15 protein-coding genes and 1 pseudogene are annotated in these 21683 nt (G+C 52.4%); 8 read left to right on the top strand and 8 right to left on the bottom strand.

The features are described 5' to 3' along the window. Positions 1-49 precede the first annotated feature (49 nt). Complete coding sequence (locus AC1965_RS12810) at positions 50-403, top strand: hypothetical protein (protein ID WP_483884249.1); 354 nt, start codon at positions 50-52, stop codon at positions 401-403. A gap of 334 nt (positions 404-737) precedes the next feature. On the opposite strand, the gene AC1965_RS12815 is transcribed toward AC1965_RS12810, so the two are convergent. The 3 genes from AC1965_RS12815 to AC1965_RS12825 are packed head-to-tail and all read right to left on the bottom strand — an operon-like array spanning position 738 to position 2239. After that, positions 738-1058, bottom strand: coding sequence for a methyltransferase family protein (locus AC1965_RS12815; RefSeq protein ID WP_483884250.1), 321 nt, complete (start codon positions 1056-1058; stop codon positions 738-740). A 33-nt stretch (positions 1059-1091) separates the two neighbouring features. Beyond that, a complete protein-coding gene (locus tag AC1965_RS12820; RefSeq protein WP_483884251.1) occupies positions 1092-1307 on the bottom strand; it encodes a hypothetical protein in 216 nt (71 codons plus the stop codon). Next, positions 1304-2239, bottom strand: a complete 936-nt coding sequence (locus AC1965_RS12825; protein WP_483884252.1) for a cation diffusion facilitator family transporter — start codon at positions 2237-2239, stop codon at positions 1304-1306. The genes AC1965_RS12820 and AC1965_RS12825 overlap by 4 nt, the downstream gene beginning before the upstream one ends. Positions 2240-2314: 75 nt before the next feature. Here AC1965_RS12825 and AC1965_RS12830 point away from each other — a divergent pair, with 75 nt between their 5' ends. After that, positions 2315-2770 carry a MerR family transcriptional regulator gene (locus AC1965_RS12830; protein ID WP_483884253.1) on the top strand — a complete coding sequence of 152 codons (456 nt, stop codon included), beginning with the start codon at positions 2315-2317 and terminating at the stop codon, positions 2768-2770. A gap of 512 nt (positions 2771-3282) precedes the next feature. Then, positions 3283-4302, top strand: coding sequence for a hypothetical protein (locus AC1965_RS12835; protein ID WP_483884254.1), 1020 nt, complete (start codon positions 3283-3285; stop codon positions 4300-4302). A gap of 8 nt (positions 4303-4310) precedes the next feature. Here the strand turns inward: AC1965_RS12835 and AC1965_RS12840 are convergent. Further along, positions 4311-4457 (bottom strand): annotated as a pseudogene (locus AC1965_RS12840) (IS5/IS1182 family transposase); the annotation flags it as partial. 335 nt (positions 4458-4792) lie between these two features. On the opposite strand from AC1965_RS12840, the gene AC1965_RS12845 reads away from it, so the two are divergent. The 5 genes from AC1965_RS12845 to AC1965_RS12865 all read left to right on the top strand — a co-directional run bounded on the left by AC1965_RS12845 (position 4793) and on the right by AC1965_RS12865 (position 16080). Beyond that, positions 4793-5263: a GNAT family N-acetyltransferase gene (locus AC1965_RS12845; protein ID WP_483884255.1), complete on the top strand. Its 471-nt coding sequence runs from the start codon at positions 4793-4795 to the stop codon at positions 5261-5263. Positions 5264-5546: 283 nt separating this feature from the next. Next, positions 5547-6676 (top strand): IS3 family transposase gene (locus tag AC1965_RS12850; protein WP_483884256.1). Its coding sequence is split into 2 segments (ribosomal slippage): positions 5547-5820 and positions 5820-6676, totalling 1131 coding nucleotides; the frame shifts between segments, so codons are not numbered across the junction. 1816 nt (positions 6677-8492) lie between these two features. Continuing rightward, positions 8493-11384 (top strand): glycosyltransferase, encoded by a 2892-nt coding sequence (locus AC1965_RS12855; RefSeq protein WP_483884257.1) that lies wholly within the window; start codon positions 8493-8495, stop codon positions 11382-11384. After that, entirely contained in the window at positions 11381-13927 is a 2547-nt protein-coding gene (locus tag AC1965_RS12860) for a DUF3131 domain-containing protein (protein ID WP_483884258.1), read from the top strand. The genes AC1965_RS12855 and AC1965_RS12860 overlap by 4 nt, the downstream gene beginning before the upstream one ends. A gap of 2018 nt (positions 13928-15945) precedes the next feature. Continuing rightward, entirely contained in the window at positions 15946-16080 is a 135-nt protein-coding gene (locus tag AC1965_RS12865; protein ID WP_483887040.1) for a hypothetical protein, read from the top strand. Positions 16081-16311: 231 nt separating this feature from the next. Here AC1965_RS12865 and AC1965_RS12870 read toward each other — a convergent pair whose 3' ends face one another. The 4 genes from AC1965_RS12870 to AC1965_RS12885 form a co-directional block, all read right to left on the bottom strand. Continuing rightward, positions 16312-17478, bottom strand: a complete 1167-nt coding sequence (locus AC1965_RS12870; protein WP_483884259.1) for a M20 aminoacylase family protein — start codon at positions 17476-17478, stop codon at positions 16312-16314. Positions 17479-17806: 328 nt separating this feature from the next. After that, positions 17807-18232, bottom strand: a complete 426-nt coding sequence (locus tag AC1965_RS12875) for an antitoxin Xre/MbcA/ParS toxin-binding domain-containing protein (RefSeq protein ID WP_483884260.1) — start codon at positions 18230-18232, stop codon at positions 17807-17809. 398 nt (positions 18233-18630) lie between these two features. Beyond that, the gene (locus tag AC1965_RS12880; RefSeq protein WP_483884261.1) at positions 18631-19743 is read right to left on the bottom strand and encodes a zinc-binding dehydrogenase; all 1113 of its coding nucleotides are present in this window, start codon (positions 19741-19743) and stop codon (positions 18631-18633) included. 371 nt (positions 19744-20114) lie between these two features. Next, on the bottom strand, positions 20115-21161 hold the full coding sequence (locus tag AC1965_RS12885) for an IS110 family RNA-guided transposase (RefSeq protein ID WP_483884262.1): 1047 nt from the start codon (positions 21159-21161) through the stop codon (positions 20115-20117). Positions 21162-21683: the final 522 nt, after the last annotated feature.

Below are 21683 nucleotides of genomic sequence, written 5' to 3' on the forward strand. Positions count from 1 at the left end.
TGCGTCGGTCTGAGCCGCCGCTGTCATTCAAAAAGGAAGTTATGAGTAAATGGCACATTCAATCATCAACTCAATGTCATTGGCGACTACCCTTTCCCTCGGTCATTGTCAGATCGGCGCCGCGCAAGACGCAATAATGATCGTTCAGCATCAAGTTGCTGACTACGTGGACTGGAAATCCGTTTTCGACGCCGCTCTAGCAACTCGGCAAAGCGTCGGCGAAGTTGCATACAAAATCTTGGTAGATCCGGCTGACAGCAATTCCGTGACGGTTATTCTTCAATGGGACACCGTTGAACGCGCTCAGATATTCGCTGCGGATCCTACTCTCGAAAACGGAATGCGAGGTGCCAGAGTTGTTTCCGAGCCACAATTCACCTTCTGTAAGATATCGGATGGCTGAGAACCGCTAGCGGAGAGGCGTCCCGAAATTGGGGTGTGATGGACACTTTGCATGTAGTCAGACTTTCAATAGCCGCCGTTCGCCGCAAACCCGCGATATGGTCAAGATCTTTCCTGCACCGCAGCAAACGTGCAAAGCCTGACAAGAAAGGCGCTCGCGCTGTGTTCTAAGCAATATTTTCTGCGCCTGCAACACGGTGTTTTTCCACAGAATCGGCTCAAACCTGTCTTTCGCCGCGTGTGCAAACAACATCAGCGCCGAGGAGTGAGACGAACGGCAGCAGTGCGGGACAAACCCGACATTGGCCGTATGTCCGCTGTTGATGAAACCATAGTTATTTCGGCAAGCCAAAGAAACGTGGAGCGCGGGTGCGGTATTTACGGTAAGGTGCACCGTAGACCTTTTCGAGCCAAGGTTCCTCGGCGAAGGGTGCGAGTGCGAAGGCGACTACGCCGCCTATCGCGATGACCCATGCAGACGGAGCGGCGGACAGGATTGCCCATCCAAGCAGTATGCCCATGTCGGCGACGTATTGCGGGTTTCGCGACCAGCGGTAGAAACCATCAGTCTTAAGCTCCGCTTCCGCACCGCTCGTTGCGTCCATGCCGATACCCAAAGCCGCAGTCCAGACCACTACGTTACCTGCAAGGATCAACGGCAGTCCGATAGTCCCTCGAAGCCAAAGGGGTCAGCCTAAGGCGTTCCATTGAATCAGGCCCACGATAATTGCGCTGCCGAAAACCGCGATGGTGGGCATCCAAACTATGATCTGACTATACCAACTCACCTGCCGAGGGGGCCAGAGGCGGCGATCCGGGACAAAGATCGACCAGACCAGCATCGCGATCAACGCAGCTTCGCAGAAAAGGGCGATGATCAACGTGACGGGAACAAAATCGGTCATCCGTGCTGGTCCTCGCCATGTCCCCGACCCCCAAACTCGGATGGGTCATTGCAAGCGTGGCGCGCACATTCCAGCTCCAAAGCGGTGTGCTCGATGTCGTATAGTTCAGACAGTGCGGCCTTGATCCGGTCCTTTACAGCGTCTGCGTCATTCCAGCGTCCCTCCGCAATGACGATATGAGCGTCCAGCGCAGCGCGATGTTCGTCCATCTGCCAGAAATGTGCGTGGTGGATGCCAGTCACGCCGTCGATGCTGCGCACCGTATCGAGAACCGCATCAGTCTCGATCTCGGGCGGGGAGCCGAGCATCAGGATACGAATGACCGGGCCAATCTCGCGGAACGATTGCCACAGGATGTAGCCTGCGATCAGAACCGTCACGATAGGGTCGATCAGCCGCCAATCATAGAGTAGGATCAGCGTGCCTGCGATGATCACAGCCACAGAACCGAGCGCGTCTGCCACATTATGCAGAAAAGCCGCACGGATGTTCATACTGGATTTCGACATGGCGTAGGTCAGTGCAGCGGTTACCGAGTCCACGACCAGCGCGATACCTGCTATGACGACGATAATCCAACCCTCAACATCCTGAGGTTCGGCAAAGCGCATCGCGGCTTCATAAAGCAAGTAGAGGCCGAGCACGATGAGCGTTGTATAGTTGATGAGTGCCGCCACAACCTCGACCCGGCCGTATCCGAAAGTCATCTCCGCATCCCGTGGCCTTCGCGCTATTTTGCGCGCGCCGAAAGCGATGATGAGCGAGATCGCGTCGGAAAAGTTATGCAGCGCGTCCGCGATCAAAGCCAGCGATCCGGACATTATACCGCCTATGACCTGCGCGAACGTGAGCCCCATATTGACCGCAATGGCTGCGAAGACGCGGCGGTCGCCCGCTTGCGCGTCGACGTGATGATGATGGCCGTGTCCCATATCGGTGGCTCCTTTCGATTCGTATTCTTTCCTTGTAGATACGATCTACAGCGACTGTAGCTTCAAGGGGCAAATGTGAAAGAGTATTCAATCGGGCAGATGTCGCGCCAGACGGGCGTGAAGGTGACGACGATCCGCTACTACGAAAGCCGTGGCCTAATCCCGTCACCTGCGCGCACGGAAGGCGGGCAGCGGCGATACGACGACGCCACGCTTGAACGGCTGGCATTCCTGCGCCATGCGCGGGAATTGGGATTCGGACTCGATGACATCGCGGATTTGATGGCTCTGGCCGAAGAGCCGACCGAAGATTGTGCGCCCGCCCATGAGATCGCGCGAAAGCAGCTCGCGGCAGTGGACCGACGCATGAAATTTCTTGCGCAGCTTCGCAAGGAACTGGCGCGGATGGCAACTGCGGACGATAAGGGGCAAGCTGGGCATTGCCGTGTTATCCAAGTGCTCGGCGATCACCGCCTTTGCATCGGCGCGCATGAAGCACCAACAAACCTGACTACAATCAACAGCGATTAGGCGAACGTCATGGCCTAACCAGACATTCGCTGCACTCTGACGAGCGAACAGGTTGGGCTCTTTGCTGCCGTTAGCTGCGGTTGAAAGTGCCACGTGCTGCTGAACGTCCGCTTTCTCATACAGTGGACCTATACTGCGCTACTGCGGCGTAGGTCTGCTGTCCGCCCTCAGTGTCGGGCGCAGTGAACGGCCCAAAGCGGACATTCATGGAATGGTCTGTCGTTGTAACACAGCTTTCCGAAAGCGGACCTTGGGCGTTCTGGACGTTGGTAACGAGGAGCCACGCAATATCTTGCAACCCTCGCGGTATCAGTGTGTGATCTGCTGCTGATACGGAAACCCGCCCCCACAGTCGGAAACATCTGAGCGAAAAATACGCGACTTCTGGAAAAATGTTGGCTACCGAACTTGTTGCGAAGATGGCGAGCACCAGCTACCGTTTTCACGGATATTAATGTTTGCGAAATGTTCGTTAACAATTGATCTTGAGAGTTAATGAAGAGAAAAATTGAATGAGCGGCATTGCATTAAATCAAATTCGAAATGAACTCCTTAGCGCATTTCCGAATACGCCAGCGCTACAAAAGCTGCCGATACTGCGACCGAGTGATGAAGCTTTACTGTACGGCTGGTTTGCTGAAAACTGGGCTGCAAGCCAGCCTAAAAGAATTTCTGATTTATCGGTACTGGGAGTATTGCGCACCAGTGTTTCGAAAATTCAATCCATTTTTCGTGATCAAGTTCTATCTCCTGTTCAATCAATAGTTGCAGCTATTGTGGCTGCTGGCAGTCATGAACCTATAATTGCCGGCGGCGACGGCTCGGCTGGAGTTCCAGAGCGCGCTGACCCACCACAAACAAGATCAACGCGCAACCATGAGCCCGCAGCTGCTCTGCTTAGCAAAGAATTGAACCAAAGTATTTCAATACTACGCCGACAAGACGGTGCAGAGAAGGTTCTTCAAGCGGGCTTAACTTCCCGCCAACTTGGGCGCTATCTGGCAAAACTGCATGGAATGCAAAAAACGCCGATTGAAATTGTCGATTCTTTGCAACCTGCCTCTGAAGCCACTGTAAGGCAAGAAGTTGAGAAAGCAGGATTGAAATGGTCAGAGAAAGCAATCTTGGCATTAACATTCATTCAAACGATGGTCAGTGTAGCATCACTTGCAGTCGTGATCACTGCGAGCAACGCATCCGAAAACACACCGCCCATTGGAGAACCTTCCTTAGAGCCATTGCCTCCGAGAATTGTAATTACGCTAAATGATAGTCGGCCGCAGATTACGATTCCACAGCTTGTTGAAGTTGAGGTATTTGACACAATATCGCAAGATAGTCGCGGTGTTTCGATAAGAGAAAGCCCAAGCAAGGAAGCTAAAAGACTTGGCGTATTGGATGAAGGTGCCAGAGTACATCTAGGTCATGTCAGCAACCCAGATAACAGATATTCACTTATTAGATATTCCAACGAAAGTGGCGAGTTCAAATTTGGTTGGGTCCTCACCGAAAAGCTACGTCGGATAGATTGAACTAGCTTGTGCGGCGCGATCTTGCGGTCCACCAGCCAACCCAGCATCGGACCTGATCCGTATGCGGTGTCTGCAGTGATGTGTTCCGGGTCCAAGTCGAAGGTGTCTTTGACCCTGCCCAGCATCGTGCGCAGGGAACCTACTTGCCTTTGTCGTCAATGAACGCTCGCATGATCTCCCACAAAGCTTTAACGGATGTCTGCTTTGGCGTATCCGGCTTAACTATTGCAGTTGTGCAGCGAACGTCCGCTCTCCGCCCATAGCGGGCATTCGAAGGCTCCGCAGCGAACGGCAGCTTCGAGCCCACTTTGCCAAAATTCTGCGACGCGGCGAATGGTAGTGATTGTAGGGTAACCTAATGCAAGTTGGCGAAAAATTTCTTGTTTATGGACCCGTTATAGGTGACTTAGCCCGGAACGGCTGGCCACTTGGGGAAACTTACTCTGGGGGCAAAATACCCAAATACGGGTGGCGAATTGAGGAATACTGAATGCTCGTGGCGATGGAAGACAACGATTTTTCTGAAATCATTTTAGGTTTGCCCCCGCGTGGTTTGCGGCTCCCCGATAGCCCAGTGGCTCCAGTCGCCGTTCTCGAAACTTTGCGATCACTTGCTTCCTCAATCGCAGCTGATTTTACTCCCGCTGCGTGGATGTTTGTCGAAGATGGTGAGGTTGCGGGTATCTGCTCCGTTGTAAAACCTTACGTAGAAGGTGGGATCGAGATCGGGTATGGAGTGGCCCCAACACGTCAACGGAAGGGCGTAACCAGTCGAGCACTGGCTGAACTTTTGACATGGGCGCGGAACGACGAGCGCGTCCATGAAGTTATAGCGGAATGTAGTATGGACAACACCGCATCCCAGATTGTTCTCGCCCGAAATGGTTTTGTGAAAACAGGGCAAAGGGTGGATGAACAAGACGGTAATCTCATCTGCTGGTCCGCAAAAACCCTTAGATGATCGGATGTCTCACGCCGGTTCGGGTGCTATATTAATTCGCTGCAACCACACCCTTGGTCCAAAAGAGAATTGTCTCGGCCCGCAAGTGTTCCTGCAACGCGGCCATCTACCACTGCGGGGTGGGGTTGGTCACTAAGTCCGCAGACCGACGTTCCAGCCGACAAAATGCTGCACTGCGCATGAATGTCAGCAATGTGAAAGCTGCATCGCGGCGATGTGAAGTGGTCAGGCAAAACTGGACAGCGTGCTAAGATGTATCCAACCTTGAAGATAGGATACACAAATGACGAAGAGACGCAGTTTTTCAGACAAGTTCAAAGCTACTGTCGCGCTCGAGGCGCTCCGTGGTGACAAGCCCGCGCAAGAGATTGCAGCGAAGCACAAAGTTCATCCAACGCAGGTGACGACGGGGAAGCGACAGGCCATTGATGGGCTGACCGGGGTATTTTCCGATAAGGTCCGGCGGGCCGAAGATAACGAGGCCGAAGTCAAAGAGCTTCACGCGAAGATCGGAAAGCTGGCGGTCGAAAACGATTTTTTGTCACAAGGGCTAAAGCGATGAGCCCGACCGAACGCAAGGCGCTGATCAACGCTGACCGCACAGATCTGAGCCTGACCAAGCAGTGCAAGTTGCTGAATATTAGCCGGTCGTCGCTTTATTATACGCCGGTCGGTGTGAATGCTGAGACTTTGGAATTGATGAACGAGATTGATCGGGTCTTCACGAAATACCCGTTCTTTGGCAGCCGCCAGAGCGCAGCTTATTTGCCCAGAAACGGGTTCCATGCAGGTCGGCATCGTGTGCGCCGCTTGATGGGTGTCATGGGGCTACAGGCCATCTACAAAGGCCCGAACACCAGCAAGAAGCATCCTCAGCATCGCATTTACCCCTACCTGCTGAGAAACCTGCCGATCACGCGACCCAATCATGTTTGGTGCAGTGACATTACTTACACCCCCGTGCGACGTGGCTTCTTATATCTGGTGGCGATCATGGACTGGGCGACGCGCAAGGTGCTGGCGTGCCGGCTATCGAACACATTGGATGCCAGCTTCTGTGTCGAAGCCTTGAAAGAAGCCATCGCCGAATATGGTAAACCCGAAATTATGAATACGGATCAGGGGTCGCAGTTCACGGGTGCAGCCTGGATCAGCACTTTGACTGAGGCTGACGTCAAAATATCGATGGATGGTCGCAGCAGATATCTCGATAACATCTTCATCGAAAGGTTGTGGCGGTCCTTGAAGCAGGAGGCTGTTTATCTGCACGAACTGAAAGACGGGTTCCAAGCCAAACGGGTGATTAAAGATTGGATCAGCTTCTACAACACCGAGCGGCCACACACCGCCCTCGACAAGCAAGCACCAGACGACGCATTCTTCAACACACAACGACATCAAAAGGCGGCATGAAACCCACCAGATTACATCTTAGCTGAGCCGCAAAACTGTCCTAAAAAGCAGGACCACTTCAGTATTCCTTGGTACCTTCGAGCAATTTCAAGCCGCTTCAATCTTTCGGGAGAGCACATTCGGATGTTTGTAGGGTGTTTTTAGATCAAGAGTTGAAGCGTTAGAAAGCTCTATTGAAGATCTGGCAAAAGCAGTAGCTATACTAGTGGCAGTGGTGAACCGGCGCTAGGCTTGGACCGGCCTACTACAAACGCTCATTCCGATTGCTTGGAAAACAGCCTATTGGTAGTAGGCCACATTGTGTCCCAACGGCGAATGTTATTTTACGCGTAGTACGGCCAAACACTCGCCATCACAAATTACCGTGCCAGTGCACTTCTCTGATGCGAATATTATGACACCTCAAGGCAATTGAGAATTCCTGTACTCTAGCATCACCTTTTGGGTATTGTTCTCAAAATATTCAAGGCACGTGCTCGAAGGCGTCGGACCACTTGCGAGGTCCAATTCCAATCAAGATCTCCAGTGACCTTGCACGCCGATTTATATTTGGATGCCGTCGCATTGGCTCCCCCGACACATGGCAATGACTTCACCATCATACAAACCGGAGAAGTTTCTTAAAATTGAAAACGGCCACAACCGAAGTTGTAGCCGTTACTGGGTTAGCCATGTGCTGTAGAAAATTCATGGCTGCCTGAAACCTAACTTGTTCCGAAAAAAGTGGCAAACGTTTTGTTGACCCGTTCGATTGAGCTTTTTTATGTTTCTGGATCCCCTGCCTCACTTTTGCCCAAACCCAACGAATCGACGAGTTCGCTTTATCTCATAGGTTGCATACGTTCATTTCCCTCAATCTTAAGATGCAGTCCGTTTCATCAATCCATCTCGCATTGAGCAATACCTCCAACCCTAGAAACAGTGATGCAATCTCTGGTTGAAAATATGGCAGAAATCGGGACAACCCGTGACACAGTTTCGCCCCTATCTATAATCCAAGTTGAATGGAGTCTGGGGTGGACTTGGTCAGAAAGGTTCGGTTGGCACAACGGGTGATAACGAGATGCAAGTTCTAATCTTGTTACCATCTGCGATCCGACTCGCCTTACGGATTGTTGTTTACAAGGGTCAAGAATTGACATTGCCCTGTCTGCAGCCGCCCTTCTGAAAGTTTATGCACATCGCTGCATCCCAGACGTTCCAGTTCGAAGAAATTTGGATGCGAAAGCGCAATGCGTAAAACTTGGAGGCGAGGCAAAAGTGCTGACAGTGCTCTAGAAATGTCCCGAGGTTTTCACGAGCCGCGCTCGGAGCGCGGCTTGTCGGCCCGGGTATTTCTCGATTCGAGTAGCCGACGCAGAACGCGCATTTTGTTTTCAGTTACCACGTTTGCAATGGTGCTGGTAGTCTGGCTGATGCTACTCGCGGCGGTTCTCGGATCTAACCGTGGGCTGGAGGCCGCCCTGCCTGATCGCATCAAAGCGTTAAAGGAAGACCTTGCGGCCGCCGACCCAGATGACTGGAGGAACGATGTCAGTACAGGTCTAGGTCTAGGTCCTGCTGCAATCGATATTTATGCTGAGCATCAAGCACAACAATATCGTTGCATGAATGACGTTTCAGCGGGAAAACGCAACAGCTCGTCCAGCCAAAAACAGAAAATCTATGCTGTTGTACCTGTTGATCTGCCTTGGGCAACGAAGTCGTTATATCGAAGCTGTGACTCCATCCAAGTGGTTATGCCTACGTGGTATACCGCCGGCCTGGTCGGTGAAAGAGTCAAAGTATCCGGTGTCGCTCAAGATACTCGAGATCCTTGCTCAACTATACAAATACGAGGGATGCTGACATCGAGATTTTGCCGATTATCGCGTTAGAGCTCTCACATATCGTTCAGTTAAGCACATTTCAGGGGCGTATTGAAGTTGCCGAGGCGCTATCAGATTTTGTTGTTAACACATCTCAAGTTAAAAGCCTGATCGGATACTGTGTTGACGCCAGTCAACTTGTGTCTGTCGGGCCAACAACATTCGCCGATATCTTACGCCCCTTCGCAAATGCGCTGAACAATAGGGAACTTACCTCCTGTGTGACCGTACCAAGCAACACTACAGCGAGCATATTGATCATCGCAAATTGGTTGTTCGATACTGTCATCGTCGACGGCTATCGAACACCGTGGATCGGCTCTGCACCACAGCCTCTTGCCGACGACGGCTGGTTTGAAGCACATGTTGCTTTCGTAAGAAATTATGTCGATTCAGATAAGCTGGTAGTTAAACTTGGTAACCACGCAGTGGACTGGGTATCAGGCCAGCCCCGTCCTAGTGTGCTAACCATTGCCCAAGTGATGTCCGCGCTCGCAGATAGGTCTATTCCACCTGAGTTTGATCCAGCAGTTGGAAACAGCCAGGCAAGTTATGTTGACGCTGAGGGTTTGCAACATCGGGTATGGATGCTTGATGCTGCAACCGCCCACAATCAAATCTTGGCACTTAACAAGCTGAATGTCGCTTCGCTTAGCTTAGCTGGCTTGGGATATGAGGATCCCGGAATTTGGGCAGTTTTGGACCACCTGACCCATGGGGTTGAGCTCTCACCTGATGCCGTAACGACCGTCATCTTTTCGGATTACGTTGAACTTTTGGGAAGTGGCCCGTTTGTGGCCCCTGTATCGATGCCCCAGCCTGGAGAACGCGCGGTTGTTACAGATCCTGTCACAAGCGCCATATCTTCGGTCGTGTATTCCAAAGTTCCCAAAGCAAGCACCGTACGGCTTTACGGAGCGGGGCAGCCAAACAAAGTTGTTCTGACTTTCGATGATGGCCCACACTCTCAGCATACGGCTGACACGCTAGATATCTTGCGTGATACCAAGACTCCGGCAGCCTTTTTTGTACTCGGAAATAATGCTGTTAAGTCCCCCGACTTGATAAAACGCATTCTCGAGGAGGGCCATGAGTTGGGTTCTCACACTTACTCGCACCCTAAAATGGGTAACCTGTCTGCATCGCGCGCAACGGTCGAGGTCAACTCAGTACAACTCTTTATCAACGGCCTAACCGGTAAAAGCATGCGACTTTACCGTGAACCTTATATGCGTAGCGGCGGGCCAATTACGTCCAAAGAGGTAGCCTCTCTTCTGCCTTTGGAGGAGGCTGGTTACGTCATTGTAGGGATGGACGTCGTGCCGCGAGACTGGATTGCGCAAAGTGCCGACGAGCTGGCAGTTGAAATTATCAGACAAGTTGAAGAAAATGCGGGTGGCATCGTCCTCCTTCACGATGGCGGTGGTGACCAAAGCCAGACCGTGGCGGCGCTTCCCAAAGTTATCACAGAGCTACGTAGCAAAGGTTATGAATTTACGTCTGTTGCTGATCTCTTGGGTACGACAGCAGAAGTGCTGATGCCCGAAAGCGACCGCATTACGGCAACTTTTGGGACTGTGTCCTTCTTTGCCGTTGGTAATGGTTGGTCCATCCTTAAGTTTATGTTTTGGGCGGTATTTGCTGTCGGGATGTTCCGTTCGATCACGCTGCTGTTGCTGACAGCAAAACGCAAACCCCATTTGCCACCAACCTCGGACCACCAACCGTCGGTTACGATTGTCATCCCTGCGTACAATGAGGGCAAGGTGATAGAAAAATGTATCCGACAGGCACTCTCGACCCGCTACGACGACTTTGACATCATCGTGGTTGATGACGGCTCAACCGATGACACTTACGATAAAGCCATTAGTTTCGCTTATCATCCTCTAGTGACGGTTTTGTCGCAATCCAACGCTGGCAAGGCATCTGCATTGAATGCTGCACTCGACGAAGCACAAAGTGATATTCTGATCTGCATCGACGCGGACTCACAGATTTCGCCAGACGCAGTCGGTTTGTTGGCCGCACACTTTAATGATCCCAAGATTGGCGCCGTTGCTGGACGGGTTGTTGTTGGGAACCGCAGCAATCTGCTAACGCGCCTTCAAGCGCTCGAGTACATCACCGCCCAAAGCATAGAGCGGCGCGCAAAGGAGTTCCTGAACGCTATGACGGTCGTACCGGGCGCCATCGGTGCATGGCGCACCACAGCGCTTATGGAAGCCGGGATTTTTTCTAACGAAAGCCTGACTGAAGATGCCGATATGACGATGGCAATCATCCGTACAAACTATCAGGTAGTCTATGAAGATCGAGCAATTGCGACAACTGAAACACCCGCAACTCTCCGAGGGCTGATGGCGCAACGGCTGCGTTGGTCGCTCGGAATGATGCAGTCTGGATGGAAACATGTCGGGGCCGTTCCGGAAGGTCGCAAGTTGGGGATTGTTGCGCTACCTGACTTAGCAATTTTTGGTTACTTGATGCCCCTTATTGCGCCACTTGCCGACCTGTTCTTACTACTTCTTGCCCTGGATTTTGTGGTAAATTTTGGCACGGATCAGCCCATTGCATCAGGCCTTTTCGAGAACCCGCAGATCATTGCGTATCTGGCGCTTCCGGCCTTGGAAATTCTGAGCGTTGTCGTTGCGTTCCGTCTTGACCCGAAAGAGGATCGCCGTTTGATGTGGTTGATGCCTTTACAACGTGTATTCTATCGGCAAGTTTTGTACATCTCTGTTATACGTGCACTTTGGCGCGCTGCGACAGGGTCATTGGCCACTTGGGGCCGCACGACTCGGGTCGGGTTCAAGTATGATCAGGCAAAGTTGGCATGATTGATCGTAGGCAGTTTCTGCAATGGGGCTTGGCCGCGCCGATGTTGCTCCCTTTCCCAGTTGTGGGCCGCGCAGCGAGCAAAATATCCCAGAATACTATTGTCGTGATCGATGGGATTCACAGCGATACCGACCCTGACAAGATCGCTGTAGTCTTGGACGTTTTAGCTGAACAAGGGCTACCTGTTACCTGTCTGATCGACGCCGCCCCTCAAAACCTCGCAAAGCTCCGTCCCAACAATGTGCTGTCGAAGTTGTTAAAGAAAAAATTGTTAAACCAACCCGGTTTAGTTCAGCTGGCACCGATCGTCAGAAACCTGGCGGCCCTGACCCCATATTTTCAAGCGCGTGCGGTATACGATGCGCAATCGGCGTTGCAACGGGCGCTGTGGGACAGTTCGGAAATGCGGTCAGACTTCTCCATCAGCAGTACCATTGCCTGCGACATGCTGGATAGCATTGTAGCCCCTTCAGGGGTACGCGCATGCGGCATTCGGAATGTTCTAATGCGACCCCAAATCACTACAAGGCTTAAACCAGAGGCGTGGAGCGACGGTGTGGTTAGGCTGATTGGAGGACAACGCTTACTACTTTGGTCCCCAGAACTTTCTTTCCAGGCGATACCGACGCTGTCGGTAGAACGTGTCCTTTATCTTTCGGCTGACGATTTTTCAGCACGATCTCTAGCAAGTTTACGTTCGTCTGCTCTCGCTTTTACAAAGCGCGTGATGCTGCAGAACAGTGACTATTGGATAAACCCCATCCTGGCATCGGACATTCAGTACCGCGATAACTATGGGTACAAAAGAAACATTGCCTTGCACTTTATTGCTGGTGCCGACGCTTCGCCAGAGTTTCACAACATCCTAACTGATTTCAGACTTGAGCTGATCAATGCGGGATTGCCCTCGAGCTTTGCCGTTGATGCGTCGCCATCCAGCCGACCCGGCTATTGGATAGACGTAGAAGGAATGCGCGCTGCCGACTCGCCAATTCGGCCTGTTGATGTGTTCAACGCCACTGACGGCGCGGCTTTTCCTGAAATAGATGTTAACTCTTCCACGACTTTTGGAACGGCCGTGGTGCTTTCAGAGCGAAGTGATACGGGGCTGGATGCACGCAACATTTTGAAGCTTCCGTCCGTTCAAGTCGACGATGAAAAAGCCCTGAAAGATTTGGCGACCGGTTCAGTTGGAACGGCAGACTGCGTTCTGGTGATTTCTGACAATATCTTGAGGGATCGACCGCAGCGAATTGCACTCAAACGAGCACTATATGAGATCGCTCGAGATGGCATCTCCGACGTTACAACGTTACCCGATTATGTCAGGCGTATAGTACCCACAGGTCCTTATCTGACGCACTTTCGTAGGACGCAGAACTACCAGAAAATACCCGAGCCTGCCCTTGTCAAGGGTGAGAGTAACGAGCGCGAGCGGTTGATGGCAGATGCGAAAGTTGCCTGGTCCTATTTTGACCGTTGGACAAATCTGGAAACAGGACTCTGTCCCGCGACGGTAAATTTTTCTACTGGCTCGCACAGGCTGCATGAAGCTGTCACGATGTGGGATGTTGGTAGCCACATCAATGCGCTGATGGCCGCGGCAGACTTAAAGCTTATCACTGCCGAAACGTTTCAACGGTCAATCCGCAAGATCTTACCCAACATTGCTGGTAGGCGGTCACAAGGTCGACTTTTGCCGCAAGGATGGATCGTCACCAATAAAGTAAGGTGGGGTGACCGGAATTTTGACGGCTGTGATGCTGGAAGGCTGCTGGCCGCGTTGTACAATCTGGACACTCACCCGCTTGCGAAAGACAAATCTGCACCGACTGTCGCATCTTGGAATCTGGAAGATGTTGTTAAGGAAGGCATTGTTTTCTCCGTCGAAAGTGGTCAACTAAAATCAACCTTCACATCGCACTGTGCACATTACGCAGCCTGGGCGTTTCGAACTTGGGGCATTGAAGTGCGATCCCCCTACGAGGTATTCCAAGGTAAGAGCGAAGCTGACGGCCAAATGGCACTGCTGGAGGTTAGCGGCCGGATAGGACCGCTTGGAGCAGAACCTCTCCTGATGGAAGCCTTGGAGCTCGGCATGTCACTTGAGTCTGCCTATCTGGCCGATGTGCTGTTTGCTGCACAACTTGAAGAGTATGAAGCTACTGGCAAACTTGTCTGTGTCTCGGAGGGACCAATCAGCAGCCCGCCATGGTTTCTCTACCAAGGACTTCAATTCGATGTGTCTGGAAGAGTGTGGGCGACTGATACGGTCGAAGGGCTAGAAGAGCATCGAACGGAAGCGTTTCGCGACAAACATCTCGCGATCAGTTCGAAGGCTGCGTACCTGTGGTCAGCTTACAAGGACCATCCCTTCTGCGATACTCTTGTTGGCCTCGTAAGGGAAAAGGCAAAATCTCCCTTTGGTTTTGCGTCCAGCATCAATCAAAGGACAGGTGAGGCCAGCTTAAACTACACTGATATCAATACAAATGCGGTCATACTGCAATCCATCGCTCATATGTTAAAAGCAGCGCCATAGCTCAATCGGGCGCTAGCAAACTCAACCCAAGATAGTGGAAAGTTGACAATACACAGCTTTTGGTGGCAAGCTAAAACTCCTACAGTTGAACAGCCGTTTAAGGCAGCAACGATTTCGTCGTATTCTTGATTTCATATGAGGCCGCATTTTATCATACGTCAGATGATCTGCATAACATGATGGACGGGCTTGGTTCAGTGCCGATTGGGGAACGCCCTTTGGGACTCGAAGTTGAGCTGGACGCCGAAGGTATAAACAAATGACTTCAACGCAGTTAAGTGAAACGGACCCATTCATGGTCATTCAGTTTCGCCTAAGACTAGTGCAAACGAAGAATAACGTTACAAAGGAAGCAGCAAACTGGCTCGAACGGATCGCGCGCCCGAAATCTTGGCAGCGCACCACGGTTTGAAGGTTTTGGGTTCGCATTTACTCAAGGCCTCAAGTTTTGCCCTTGGGCTGCATCAGTCGCATCCGGCGATCTGCCCACGAAATCTGGTGCGTTTAACAGGAGTGAATATTCTTAGGACGCTAACTGTAAAAAACCTAGAATTTATGAGAGGAGCACCGGTGGATGACCGACCATGAACGGATACAACTATTAGAAAAAGCGCTAATAAAATATGTCGAGTTGTACGGGTTTATTGATGAGGCCCGGAATTATTATTGCAAAAGCAATGCGAATGTAAGAACCGTACCACCAGCTCACCAAAACTGAAAAGTCACCAAGCGCTACCTGCACCATTTAAAGTCGAGACACCTCATATCGTCCGTTCTTTGCGAGACCTATCTGATGCGCTCGAACAAGTTTAGTCATGGAGCGCTCCAATCAAGAGCACGTTAGAAGGCCCGGACGTCCGAAACAGCGGAAAGCATGGTCAGCCAGGCAATGGCTCGACGTTACCGAGAAGCCCCTTGGCTCAATTTAGCAGTGAACTGCTCAAGTTGCTTTCGAGATCACTGCAGTGAGTCGTTGATCCTCGGAAAAATGACACATCTTTATCGGCGATAAAAACTCAGCAGGTATAATGTGGTTGAGGTGCTGAATCTCGGTGATTACTGAACACAACCCTTCCACTTCGGTCAATTATATGGGATTGCCCATCCGGCGAAAGCGGCTACGCGATGGGCATATGTTGTTTGGAGGAAGTGCTTTGCAGATCAGCCAATGCAAGATACCATCCTCATGGTGCGCAAACGGAAAAACCTTATTTTGCTTTGTCTGCTGTTGGGGCTGATATATTTAATATGGCTCCCAAAGGAACGTTGGAGGACCGTCTTTCTTACTGGTTATAGCTACTGGGACAACACCCCGCCAGGATCGGCTATTATCGGAAGACCCATAATTCACAAAACAGCAGGTGGAATTGGTACATTTGAAGATCCAATCACGCTAGCGGTTGGATGGCGCATTCATTTTGACCGCCACTTCGAGGACTTCAGGCCTGGCACTCGCTTCTATTTTCCACGCTTACGCAAATATGCCATTGTGGAAGACCTATGTGGAGACGGATCCCGCCCGCAGCAAGGGCCTTGCCACACGGGCTGGGAGGGTCATGCTTGGCTAGATATTTATGTGGATGGCAGCACAATGGATCCTGAAACCTCTGTCAGTTGCATGGAAAAGCTAACAGGCATTCAGAGAGTAATAATTAATCCCCGCCCAGGCTACTCGGTAGTCCCTGGTCGACTTGTCGAGTCTGGCTGCGAGGTTTTTTGACGCTCGGTTCAAAAAAATAGGGCCGCTCCGCAAATTGAACTCTCATTTTATATGACGACGGACACAAATGCAGCTAAGGTCCGGAAGGAGCCCACTTTTACGAAAAGACAGCCCTTGAAACGGTACTCTCTGACGATAGATTGGCTTTATGAACCAGCCGAATATGCGCCCCGAACTACTCGATTTTATATCAAGTCTCTCGCGCTTGGAGAAAATCCTTGCTCGACATGAGCAGGCGTTTTGGGTTTAGAAAATCACAAGAGTTCGGCAAATCTCTAGGAATTCAGACGACTACTGCATCGAGTTGTTCTTGGGCTTGTATGGTGGCATGGGAAGCTTTAACGGCCTAGTTTTAGATGCCCCAAGATCAGTCAACGACATGCTGAGCGGAGAGCGAACTCAGGCATATAAACTCGCACAGGTACTACGCTAGTACATTGCCAACGGCGGCAAAGTCCGCAGTGCAGACCTCCGCAACCCGAAATGCTGCGCCTTCGATCAATGTCTGCTTCGGGGAAGCTGCCGCGCAGCGTCGCACCAACTCCCGAATGTCGGCTATGGGCCGGAAGATGACTGTTAAACCGGCCACAGACCTTGGGAGGACTTAACGACAGCCAAAGGTAATCTCGCAGAAAATGAAGATTGACGGGCGTACTGTCAAAACTCAGGCGAGCGGCAAGCGCCGTTCTGCCATTGTCACGAACCAGCTGCAGCCTGCAGGTATTACCTCATCGTTGAATTCATAGGACGGATTATGAAGGTCCGCGCTTCCGCCGTTGCCAACAAAAAGATAAGCGCCAGGGCGCTCCAATAACATCTCTGAAAAATCCTCACCGGCCATGATTGGATCCAGATCACGGTGCGCTACGCCTGAGATAGCCTCGGCTACCTCGGCCGCCAGATCTGCTTCCTGCGCGTGGTTGACCAGCGGGGGTGGCCCCGAAATGTGGGTGACTTCTGCTACCGCGCCATAACCAAGGGCCGTTGCGGTTGCCAGCGCGTCAATTCGCGCACGCACCTGTTGCTGAACTTCTGGGTCGAACGTTCGAACTGTGCCAAGTAATCTTGCGGAGTCAGGGATCACATTGTAGGTGGCAGTTTCGGTGCGAAATCCACAAACCGACACGACTACCTTGTCCATCGGGTCTATGTTCCGCGATACGATGGATTGCAGCGCGACAACGATCTGTGCGGCGACCAATGTCGTATCGACCCCCTTTTGTGGCATCGCGCCGTGGCCCCCTGTCCCGCGCACGGTGATCTCGAACTTGTCCGGCGAAGCCATCTGCGGTCCTGTGCGCACCGCGAATTCCCCGACCGGCATCCCCGGCATATTGTGCATCCCGTAGATTTCCTCAATGGCCCAACCGTCCATTAAACCTGCCTCAATCATCGCGCGCGCGCCGCCGCCGCCCTCTTCGGCCGGTTGGAAGGCCAGTACGACCCTGCCGTCAAAATTGCGTGTCTCAGCCAAGTATTTCGCCGCGCCCAGAAGCATCGATGTGTGTCCATCGTGGCCGCAGGCATGCATCTTGCCAGGAATAGTCGAGGCATGCGGCAGGCCCGTCGCTTCTTGGATCGGCAGCGCATCCATATCTGCACGAAATCCGATGGTCTTGCCCGCAGGCCCTTTTTTGCCGTTGATAACACCGACCACGCCGGTGCCCCCAAAGCCGGTTATCACCTCATCACAGCCAAATTCTTCAAGCTTTGAAGCGACAAACGCTGCGGTCCGATGCTCTTCGAAGCGCAGTTCGGGATGGGCATGGATATCGCGCCGCCATGCGGCAATTTCCGGCAGCATTTCGGCAAAGCGATTTATAACGGGCATCCGATCCCTCCAGGCAGTTCTCTACACAGCCTGCGTCGAGTTTGCAGGACGGACAAGAGACCATCGTCATCCGACACGTTCAAACACTGCCCGAGTTCATACACCTCACAGTGTGGCTGTCGGATCTAAAGCGGTAGATGCTGGTGCGAGCCTACGGCCGGTCGACGTCCTTGTCCGCGTCGCCAGCATTGTTGAATGCTCAAACCCAAGTTTTAAGTCGGCGCAATTGGGTCCAGCCCGAAGCTTTCAACGAAAGGGCGAGTAGAGGTCCTGCCGAGCGGGCGCTACCGAGCACTCTCGCACTGGGGGATGCCCTCTCCGAAAGCTCTTAGTTCAATGTATCCAGAAGTTCGATCACGGCGTCAGCGCCGGCAGGGCTTGAAATTGCCAATGCCATCGGAGCAACGCCGCCAAGCTCTGGATTGGGCTTTTCCAGAAACCGCATGACGAGGGCACCATTGCCATGATAAATTCTGTCAGCAACAACATAGGCCCGCGCAAAATCGTAAAGAACCCAGCTTTTGACCGGACTCAGGGGGAGCTTTTCGGCTTTCGCCCTGCGGTAAGCTCGCTCTGATACGATCTTATGTGCAGGTTGGGAGTGCATGACCTCCCATATATTCTCAACGGAGGCCGCCGGAAGGCCGTTTTTGACTCGGGCCCTCAGCGTATCCTGATCGTCGACGTCTTCGGGTAATCCCAGAAGCTCTGAAACCCGGTTGTCATCCGTTGCGCGTGTAAGTTTGCCAAACATATTAAATTCCCCTTGTCCCCCGGGCTGACAGCTATGCCCCTCTTTCACAACCGGATAATTCCAACGGCCGTGCGCACAGCTAAAGTCGCAGACCTAAGATCGGGGTAAGTAAAAAACAGCAGCCCAGTTAACCCAGAATATCAACTGCGCCGCAGAAAGAACGACTGCTGTTCGTTGCAAGCGCGACAATTTTCATATCCCCATGTCTTTGTTGTGCGTGTGAGCTCAATACCTGGCCTGTCCCGATAACCCATGTCACCAGACTTAAAGAACGTCTAAAAACCTCGTGTGATGAGCGGGCTTGGATGGACTGGGCGTGGCGAAGAACGGTGGCTCTTGGCGTGTCCACTCCCCAGTGGGCACGCCAAGTCGGCCTCGGATAACTCGGCACCGGCCGCTTATTTCCACGGCGTGACGAGATATTTCTCACCGGTCTTCATCGCGCGGTAGTCGGTCACGGCTTCCTTGGTCAACATCTCCTCGAGATTGACCCGTTTCTTGTAGTGGCTGGCAAATGTCGTAGTCAGGTTCTCGAGCACACGCTTGCGCATCCGTCCTACGGTTTCCATGCCAACCGATTGAATGAAGGGAAATAGGAGCCAGCCTGACAGGGTCCAGCCAAAGCCGTAGCTCGGCGACAAGATTGTCTGGCCAACATCAAGACGTCCGTAGATGAACATGCGCTTTTGCCGGTTGGATCCATAGCGTGAATACTCGGCCATCTTGGTAACCGCGACCTGTTCCATCGCCTTGAAAACACTGTCGACCGATTTTCCCCCGCCGATTGGATCGAACCCGTAGAAGGCGTCGGTGTCGTCGATTGCGGCTCGGAGTTGATGCATGAAGTCGTCATCAGATGAATTGACAATATGGCTGGCGCCAAGCTGCTTAAGCAATTCAACCTGATCCTCTTTCCGCACGATATTGACCAGTCCGATGCCGTCTTCGTTGCAGATGCGGGTCAGCATCTGGCCAAGGTTGGAAGCCCCGACCGTATGCAGGATCGCGTTTTGCCCGTCCATTTTTGCATTTTCTACAAACCCGAGGGCGGTCATGGGATTGACGAAGCCGCTTGCGCCATCCTCGGCCGAATAATCGCCGAGCGGCAGGCACATGGCAGCCTCAGCGATACAATACTGGCTGTAGGCATTGCCCGGCACGCAAGCGACACGCTGCCCCATCAGCGCCTTGGCCGTGTCGCTGTCACCCGTAGCGACGACAGTGCCCGCGCCTTCATTGCCAGCGGGAAGTTTCAGCCCATGACGCGCATTGGATCCCGCATTGAAAGGCTCGCGCATGGTAGCGACGTATTTTCCAGGCGAATATTCTGCGTTTTCGAGATCGGCTGAACCGGTAAGAATGGCCAAATCCGACGGATTGATCGGCGCCGCCTCCATTCTTACAAGCACCTGATTGCCGGTAGGATCGGGAAAGTTAACGTCTTCAATCGCTACAGTGAGCGTGCCATTGCTTTCTAACGTTGTGAATAGCTGTTTGCCAGTGGTGCTCATGTCGATATCTCCAATTTTCGGATTCAGGATGCAAAGATGAATTAGGGTCGAAGACCCAGCAGATGGACACGAACGCACACTATGTCCACGTTGCCGACATAAGTGCAGGTCGCAGCTAACTGTAGGTCTGAGCCCATGTATGTACCGGCTGCTGTTCGCAAGTGTTCAATTGCACGTCTTCTGGAAGTCGCTGATATGTATCCGGCCTTTGGATCGGCTTAAGTATTTTGCCGTGGCCCTGTTGGGAGTACGCACGCGCCGCTGTCTCATTACTAACCTGATCTATGATGACCATCTGGGCTCTCAGACTTTGGGTGCGCCTTATTCCGTTCCATACAATTGAGGTTTACGAACATCGTGTGTGGTTGTGATCAGATCGCAGTCGCAAATTCCTTTTCTTTCCAATCAAAATCTTTGCCGGAGTTCAGGACGCTCCACGCAATGCGGGCCAACTTGTTGGCCAATGCGACACCAAGTTTGTTGTGCTGCATGCGCGTCGAAGCTGCTCCCAACCAAGTGCCAAAACTGAACTTGTGCCAGTTCTTCGGTCGCATCATGATGACCTGCGCCGCCTGCACAAACAGCATACGCAGATATCGACTGCCGCGTTTCGTGATGCGCCCCAAAATCGTCCGTCCACCCGTGCTATGTTGGCGCGGCACAAGCCCGAGCCAGGCCGCAAAGTCGCGCCCACGATCATAAGCCTCGCCGTTCCCGACAGCGGCTACCACTGCCGTTGAGATGATTGGGCCGATGCCCGGAATAGTCATCAGACGCTGACAGCTGGCCTCGCTTTTGCTGACAGCTTCAATCTCTGACGTGGTCATCTCGATCCGCTTGTCTATCCAGACCCAGTCCTGCTGAAGACCAAGGATTAACTTGCGCATCCGCAACGACATCTCATCATCGCGGTTGTCCAAAATGGCTTGGAGCGACGTGCGTAATGCGGCCACGCTTTTGCGAACGGTGATCCCTTGTTCAATCAAGAATGCGCGGATCTGATTCATCGTCGCCGTCCGGCGTGACCGGACGCGATGCAGAGCTTGCAAATCGAGCTGTTCCTGCGTCTTCTCAGAAACCGTCTTGAGATTGGGTCGCAGAGCGGCTTCCGCGATAGCTTCGGCATCATTGTAGTCGTTCTTCTGGCCTTTGTTGAATGGCTGAACGTAGACCGCTGGAATGATCCGGGGCTCGAACCCCAACTTGCGCAGCGTTCGGCTGACAAAATGCGCGCTCATGCAGGCTTCCATGCCCACTATGCAGCACGGCAGATCTTCAAACGTCGCGACCAATGCCATGCGTTTGATCTTCTTACGCAACACAAGCTGTCCGCCTTTATCAAAGCCAACCAAGTGAAAGACATCTTTGCCAATATCGATGCCAACAGACATCAGCTCATCAAAATCATTCTTCGCCATGCTACTTCTCCTATTTGCAGTATAGGCTAAGCTTAACCTGCTGGGTGAAGCAGCCGGTACATCCCATTACAAACCTCTCAGTCGGCGGCGGCTTTTGCGCTGCAGCAACCGAGCGGGTGACAAGAACGGCTCTCAGCGAATGCTTGACCTTGAGTAATCGCAACAATGGCAGACTTCTCAGTTCGGTCGTTGGTGATACTTGTAGCGGGTTCGATCTTTCTATGCCCTACGGACTGACGTGTAGTCACTTCTGAGACGCACCCGGACAATGGTCGGGTGTTCCCCAATACGTTTCACCTCAGCGATGCCCGAAGCTTCCACCAAGTCTGAAAGGCCTTATCTGATCGGCGCGGGGACTGCTGCTGCGCAGGAATAACTTGTTGCCGGACGTTTTACTCCGGCTTTTTTCCATCAGCAGATTAAGGAATTGTGGAGAAGCTCACGAAATCTGAATTCACACTGGGCTGCCTGATACGCTATCTGATTTCGTAATCAGTGGTGAACAGATAACTCGTGTCGGCG

This window comes from Sulfitobacter sp. KMM 9851, from assembly GCF_057178245.1.

Coding starts and splice junctions, on each gene's coding strand:
- AC1965_RS12810 (WP_483884249.1), top strand. CDS start 50: ATGGCACATTCAATCATCAACTCAATGTCATTGGCGACTACCCTTTCC.
- AC1965_RS12845 (WP_483884255.1), top strand. CDS start 4,793: ATGCTCGTGGCGATGGAAGACAACGATTTTTCTGAAATCATTTTAGGT.
- AC1965_RS12835 (WP_483884254.1), top strand. CDS start 3,283: ATGAGCGGCATTGCATTAAATCAAATTCGAAATGAACTCCTTAGCGCA.
- AC1965_RS12860 (WP_483884258.1), top strand. CDS start 11,381: ATGATTGATCGTAGGCAGTTTCTGCAATGGGGCTTGGCCGCGCCGATG.
- AC1965_RS12870 (WP_483884259.1), bottom strand. CDS start 17,478: ATGCCCGTTATAAATCGCTTTGCCGAAATGCTGCCGGAAATTGCCGCA.
- AC1965_RS12820 (WP_483884251.1), bottom strand. CDS start 1,307: ATGACCGATTTTGTTCCCGTCACGTTGATCATCGCCCTTTTCTGCGAA.
- AC1965_RS12880 (WP_483884261.1), bottom strand. CDS start 19,743: ATGAGCACCACTGGCAAACAGCTATTCACAACGTTAGAAAGCAATGGC.
- AC1965_RS12825 (WP_483884252.1), bottom strand. CDS start 2,239: ATGGGACACGGCCATCATCATCACGTCGACGCGCAAGCGGGCGACCGC.
- AC1965_RS12875 (WP_483884260.1), bottom strand. CDS start 18,232: ATGTTTGGCAAACTTACACGCGCAACGGATGACAACCGGGTTTCAGAG.
- AC1965_RS12885 (WP_483884262.1), bottom strand. CDS start 21,161: ATGGCGAAGAATGATTTTGATGAGCTGATGTCTGTTGGCATCGATATT.